This is a genomic window from Microbacterium sp. zg.Y909 (assembly GCF_024626565.1).
Map to the genome: position 1 here is coordinate 1 of NZ_JANJFJ010000289.1, position 5,588 is coordinate 5,588.

The window sequence follows — 5,588 nt, forward strand, 5'->3', positions numbered from 1 at the left end:
CGTTGCGGTGCTTCATCGGCACAGCGTCGACGTGGAGAACCCCGGGGTCAACGAACACACTGACCATCGGCGGGAGGTCGCCTGCCGCAGAGAGATTGTCGAGAACGGTCGCGCCACGGACATCCCCCTCGGGGTCCAGATACCACCAACCGTCATTGAAGAACATCACGGCGCACTCAGCGGAGGTGCGCACACCGGCCGGACGGTGCACCCAGATGGTCCTGGATGTTCCGGGGAATCTCGCGCTCGTGTCGATACGGATCTCCTCGATGGAGCCAGGCTGGACACCGAGTCGCGTGAAGGAATCAGGACCGTACACATAATCGACGTCGGCCTGCTCGAGAGGCAACGGAACGAACGGCATCATCATCGGCACGCCACGACTCTGCCATGGCGCAAGCCTCTCGCAGGCGAGGGGACTGCTGCATGGATAGGTGACGGGTTGTAGTCACGCCGCCAGTGCGGGCCCACAGGGGCTATCGCCGTCGCGGCGGCTGGTGCGGAGTAGCTACGAACTCGCTTGCCGCTATGCGAGGGTGGAAGTGAGGGAGGGTTCTGTCGACGTGAGTGACCCGATTGCTGAAGAACTGCGCGCGGCAGACCGCACCGCGCGCCGACTACCCCCGAGACGTTGGCTATCTGCCGCGACCTTCGTGGGGGTCATTGCTCTGATTCCGGCGAGCCTCGTCAGTCTTACGGCTCCCGACCAGTCAGACCTTCTTCAGATCGTCGGCTTTTTGGCCCTGTGGTTCGTGTGCGGAGGCCTGATCGGAGGGGCTGCGATCCTGATTCAGGAAGCCGGCGGGTGGTCTCGAGTAACGGTGCCGCTGGTCTCTGTCGGGATCGCGTCGGTGGTCTGCGGAGTACCCACTCTCATCCTCAGCTTCTTTGACCGGGGCGGATACCTTTCCTACTCGTTGCTCGTGAGCGCCCCATTCGTACTGGCGGCTACATTCTGCGTCACACTGATCGCCGCATTCATTCCCCAACACCATCGACGATCTGCCGTCACGATGGCGCTCTTGACGGCTGGGATACTCGCGATTCTAAACGTGCTGAGGTAGGGCTCCACCTGGTCATCTGGGTGACCGAGCAGCTCGTGAACGCGCCAGGGCGGCGCGCACACGCGAGACGGCACCCGGCCCCCATGATGCTCCACTGAGTGTTTCATGTGGGCCCACACTCGGTGGTTGCAGACTTCGCAAACGGGTAACGCAACCTCTGAATTGACATAATGTGCATTATCGGCGATAGGGCGTTTACGCGGATGGGACCCGAGCGGAGCCTACGGTGACACCATGAGGACGCTAGGGCGAGGCTTGTTCGTGGTGGCTGCCGGCACGTCCGCGCTGGCGCTCTCAGCCTGTTCGATAGACGCGCTTGTCTGGGGACGCGAAGGCGCCCGAGTCATCGCGACGACAGACCAACTGGTGGCCGCCGCCTCGGTCGGCGAACCGTTCGACTTTGCCTGTGATGACTTCGTCGGCGATTTCGGGGACGCTGCCGTCTGGAACGGACTCAGCGCCGGCGAGCCGGAACCGTTCGACGGCGCTGATTCCGTCGATAGTCCGGGGCTCGACGCTGCGTGGCGGATCAATCTCGAGGGGCACACCGGCGATCCCGGTTCGGACGAGGCCGTCCCCACCGACGTCTTCTTCCGCGAAGCCGAGCAGGCCCTGTGTGTCGCCGACGTCATGTGGCAGAGGCCCCTGTACTGACACAGGAACGGCCTTGCCGACGCTGGCTCTCGCGCCGCAGAATGATCACCGACGCGAGGAGGCGATCATGGCGACGACGCACACGATCAAGCCACTCACCCTCGAGACGTATCCGGCCTGGCTGGCGCTCGCGCAGAAGCACAACGGCGTCTGGGGCGGATGCTGGTGCTCCTACTTCCACGGCGACACCGACCTGACGGTCAAGGTCCAGTACGACGGACCGACCTTCAAGAAGCGTCTCGTGACGGAAGGCGTCGCACACGCGGCGCTGGTCTTCGACGGAGACGACGCGATCGCCTGGTGTCAGTACGGCAGCCCCGCCGAATTGCCTGGCATCTACCACCGCAAGCAGTACGACGCCGGCGAGACGCGTCCGGCCCCCTGGCGCATCACGTGCTTCTTCGTCGACCGTGACCATCGGCGCGGCGGTGTGGCGCGCGAGGCGCTCGACGGCGCGCTCGACCTGATCGCTCAGGCCGGCGGCGGCGAGGTGGTGTCGTTCCCCAACGAGCTCGCCCCGGGCAAGCGCACGTCGTCGTCGTTCCTGCACAACGGCACCCGGGCGATGTTCGAGAAGGCCGGTTTCGTGTTCGAGCGCCACATCGGCAAGAGCAAGACCGTCATGCGCAAGACGATCCCTGCGTCGCTCCCCTGACACGAACTGTCGTCGAGCGAGCCGAGCCGTCGCGTCGCACCCCTAGGCTCAGAGGGTGCTGGATGTCGCCACCGGATTCGTCGTCATCGGTGTGGCGATCCTGATCGGCTACATCATCGGCCGCGTCGACCTGCTCGGCCCCCACGGCCGCCACGTGCTCAACCGGCTCACGTTCTTCGTGCTGTCGCCGTTCCTGCTCTTCGTCGTGCTGTCCCAGGCCGACGTGCAGACGCTCTTCTCGGCGCTCCTGCCGGTCTCCGCGATAGCCGCCCTGGTGGTGATCGCCGCACAGGCGCTCTTCTCGCGCTTCCTCTGGCATCGCTCCACCGCCGAGACGACCATCGCCGCGCTCTCGGCCGGTCAGGTCAACTCCAACAACATGGGCATCCCGCTGTCGCTGTACCTGCTCGGCAGCGCCGCGTTCCCCGCTCCCGTCATCCTGCTGCAGCTGCTGGTGTTCACGCCCATCTCGATGGCGATTCTGGATGCCGCGACCACCGGCCAGCGCTCCCCCCGCCGCATCCTCAAGCGCACGGCGACGAACCCGATCGTGCTCGGCTCGGTGCTCGGGGTGGCGGTGTCGGTGTCGGGCTGGGAGCTTCCGCCGCTCATCCTCGATCCTGCGCAGCTCATCGCCAACGCGTGCGTGCCGGTGCTGCTGATCGGCTACGGCATGTCGCTGTACGGCCAGCGGGTGCTGGGCACGGCCGGGCACCGGCGAGATGTGATCCTCGCCACCGCCTTGAAGCTGGTCGTCATGCCGCTGGTCGCGTGGGCGACGGCGGCCTACGTCTTCCAGCTGTCCCCGGAAGGAATACTGATCGTCACGGTGCTGGCTGCACTGCCGACGGCGCAGAACATCTTCACCTACTCCCAGCACTACGGCGTCGGCGAGAGCATCTCGCGGGACACGATCTTCCTCACCACGGTGGGATGCGTCCCCGTGCTGCTGCTCATCATGGTGCTGCTGGGGTAGCACTCCCCCGCCGCGTTCCCCCCTTCACACGAGGGTGCGCGGGGCTACAATGGCGCCGTCCTCACAGAAAATTCTCAGAAAGGACGCACGATGGCCTACAACTCCTCCATCGACAGACCGCTGCTCAACGGCATCCGCACGGCTCTCGGCATCAGCGGCGTGCTCGCGCTGATCCTCGGCATCCTCATCCTCGTCTGGCCCGGCCGAACGGCCATGGTCGTCGTGGCGGTGGTGGCGATCTACGCCGTCGCTGCCGGCCTCGTCTACGCGGGACTCGGGATCTTCAGCGCGCAGCGGGGCGGGTGGGCCCGGCTCGGCCACATCGTGCTGGGCGTGCTGTTCATCGTCGCCGGCATCGTCGCCTTCATCAACCTCCCCGCGGCCACCGCCTGGTTCGGGACCTTCGTCGGCGTGCTCGTCGGCGTCATGTGGATCGTCGAGGGCATCGTCTCGCTCTCGACGCTCGGATGGGCGGCATCGAGCGGGTGGACCATCTTCTTCGCGATCCTCTCGATCATCGCCGGCGTCGTGCTGCTGTTCGCCCCGCTGTGGGGCGCGGCGACGCTGTGGCTGCTCATCGGCATCTCGGCCATCGTGCTGGGCGTGGTGCAGGTGATCCGCGCCTTCACGTTCGGCAAGTGACATACGACGAAGGGCCTCGGGACCGACTCCCGGGGCCCTTCGTCATGCCGGCGTCGCCGGGTCAGGAAACGATCGGCAGGTAGCGGTGCCACCAATCCAGCACCGCCGCGAAGCGCTCGACACGGTGGCGGGGCCGGCCGCCGCGGGTGAGTTCGTGGTCCTCGCCGGGGAAGACGAGCATCTCGGCCGCAGTCCCCTGCCGTTTCAGCGCTGTGTAGTACCGCGTGGCCTGCTCGAGCGGGCAGCGGAAGTCGAGTTCCGAATGCACGACGAGGGTGGGTGTGCGCACCTGCGAGACCACGGCCATCGGGCTCTGCGCCGCCATCGCCGCGGGGTCGGTGCCGACGTACTCGTCGCCGAAGAACGAGCCGATGTCACTCGTGCCGGCGAAGGCGACCGGGTCGAGGAACCCGCGCTCGACGATGGCGGCGGCGAATCGATGGTCGTGCGCGATCGTCCAGGCGGTGAGGTAACCGCCGTACGACCCGCCCATGATGCCGACGCGCTCAGCGTCCAGGCGCTCGTCTGCGGCGAGCACCCCGTCGAGCAGGTCGATGACGTCGGTGAAGTCGACCGTCCCCATCGCCTGGCGGATGCTGCGCCCGTGGGCGCGCCCGTAACCGGCCGACCCTCGGGGGTTGCCGTACACCACGGCGTAGCCGGCATCGACGAGCACCTGGGTCTCGTCGAAGGCCTGGATGCCGTAGGAGGCGAACGGCCCGCCGTGGATCTGCAGGATGACGGGGAACGGGCCGCTGCCGTCCGGTACCGCGACCCAGCCGTGCACGGGGTAGCCGTCGCGGGCGGGGACCGTCACCTCGACCGGCTCCACAAGGCCCGCAGCGACGAGGGCCCCGCCGAACGTGGTGAGCACGCGCGGGCGACCCGCTACGACCTCGGCCAGCTCTCCGAACGACGTGGCCGTGCCGATCGCCGTGACGATGCGGCCGCCGCCTGCCGCGTGGCCGAGCACCTCCACATCGCCGCCCAGCACGACGGAGGTCCGCCCTTTGCGCGAGACCCGCACCAGGTGCACGCGGCCACGCGTGCGGTTCTGCACGAGGACATCCTCGCCGTCGAACCCGATGTGGCTCCCGACCTCGCCGAGATCGACGGTCTCGGGGTCGGTCAACGGGCGGGCGCCCGCGGCATCCAGGTGCCAGAGCCCCGTGCCGGGCGCGACGAAGTCCCGACCGTCCTCGCCGACGTCGTAGGCGAGGAGGAACAGCGCGCCGTCGGGGGCCACGGCCACTTCCGAGACGGCGAGTCCCGCCTCGGGCCCGAGCACGGTGCGCTCCCCTGCACCGTCCACCGCCACGGCGACGACGCGACTGCGCAGGTCCCGCGCCGCGTCCTCGATCTCGTCGACGACGGCGAGCACATGGCGGCCGTCGGCGGTGAACACCGGCGCGCCGTACGAGGCCGAGCCGCGCGTCAGCTGCTCGGCATCCGCCGGCACCACGCGCGGGAGCGGCCCGTCGTCGCCCTCGGCACGCACCCGCGCGGCGGGCTCGTAGAGCGGCTCGGCGTCGAGGTCGGGAGCGGGCACGACGAACAGTTGTGACGGACGATCGCCGATGTATCCGAGTCCGTTGGC

At 67.8% G+C, this 5,588-nt stretch carries 6 protein-coding genes and 1 pseudogene; 5 read left to right on the forward strand and 2 right to left on the reverse strand.

Going from position 1 to position 5,588, the window contains the following annotated elements:
• A pseudogene (locus tag NQ160_RS17275) lies at nt 1-370 on the reverse strand (enterochelin esterase); the annotation flags it as partial.
• A 193-nt stretch (nt 371-563) separates the two neighbouring features.
• On the opposite strand from NQ160_RS17275, the gene NQ160_RS17280 reads away from it, so the two are divergent.
• The 5 genes from NQ160_RS17280 (at nt 564) to NQ160_RS17300 (ending at nt 3,991) form a co-directional block, all read left to right on the forward strand.
• Nucleotides 564-1,064: a hypothetical protein gene (locus tag NQ160_RS17280; RefSeq protein WP_257516390.1), complete on the forward strand. Its 501-nt coding sequence runs from the start codon at nt 564-566 to the stop codon at nt 1,062-1,064.
• A gap of 261 nt (nt 1,065-1,325) precedes the next feature.
• A complete protein-coding gene (locus NQ160_RS17285; RefSeq protein WP_257516391.1) occupies nt 1,326-1,718 on the forward strand; it encodes a hypothetical protein in 393 nt (130 codons plus the stop codon).
• Nucleotides 1,719-1,785: 67 nt separating this feature from the next.
• Entirely contained in the window at nt 1,786-2,373 is a 588-nt protein-coding gene (locus tag NQ160_RS17290) for a GNAT family N-acetyltransferase (protein ID WP_257516392.1), read from the forward strand.
• Nucleotides 2,374-2,428: 55 nt separating this feature from the next.
• A complete protein-coding gene (locus tag NQ160_RS17295; RefSeq protein WP_257516393.1) occupies nt 2,429-3,349 on the forward strand; it encodes an AEC family transporter in 921 nt (306 codons plus the stop codon).
• 90 nt (nt 3,350-3,439) lie between these two features.
• A complete protein-coding gene (locus NQ160_RS17300) occupies nt 3,440-3,991 on the forward strand; it encodes an HdeD family acid-resistance protein (protein WP_257516394.1) in 552 nt (183 codons plus the stop codon).
• 61 nt (nt 3,992-4,052) lie between these two features.
• On the opposite strand, the gene NQ160_RS17305 is transcribed toward NQ160_RS17300, so the two are convergent.
• The coding region (locus NQ160_RS17305) for a S9 family peptidase (protein ID WP_257516395.1) at nt 4,053-5,588 on the reverse strand (1,536 nt) is incomplete at its 5' end.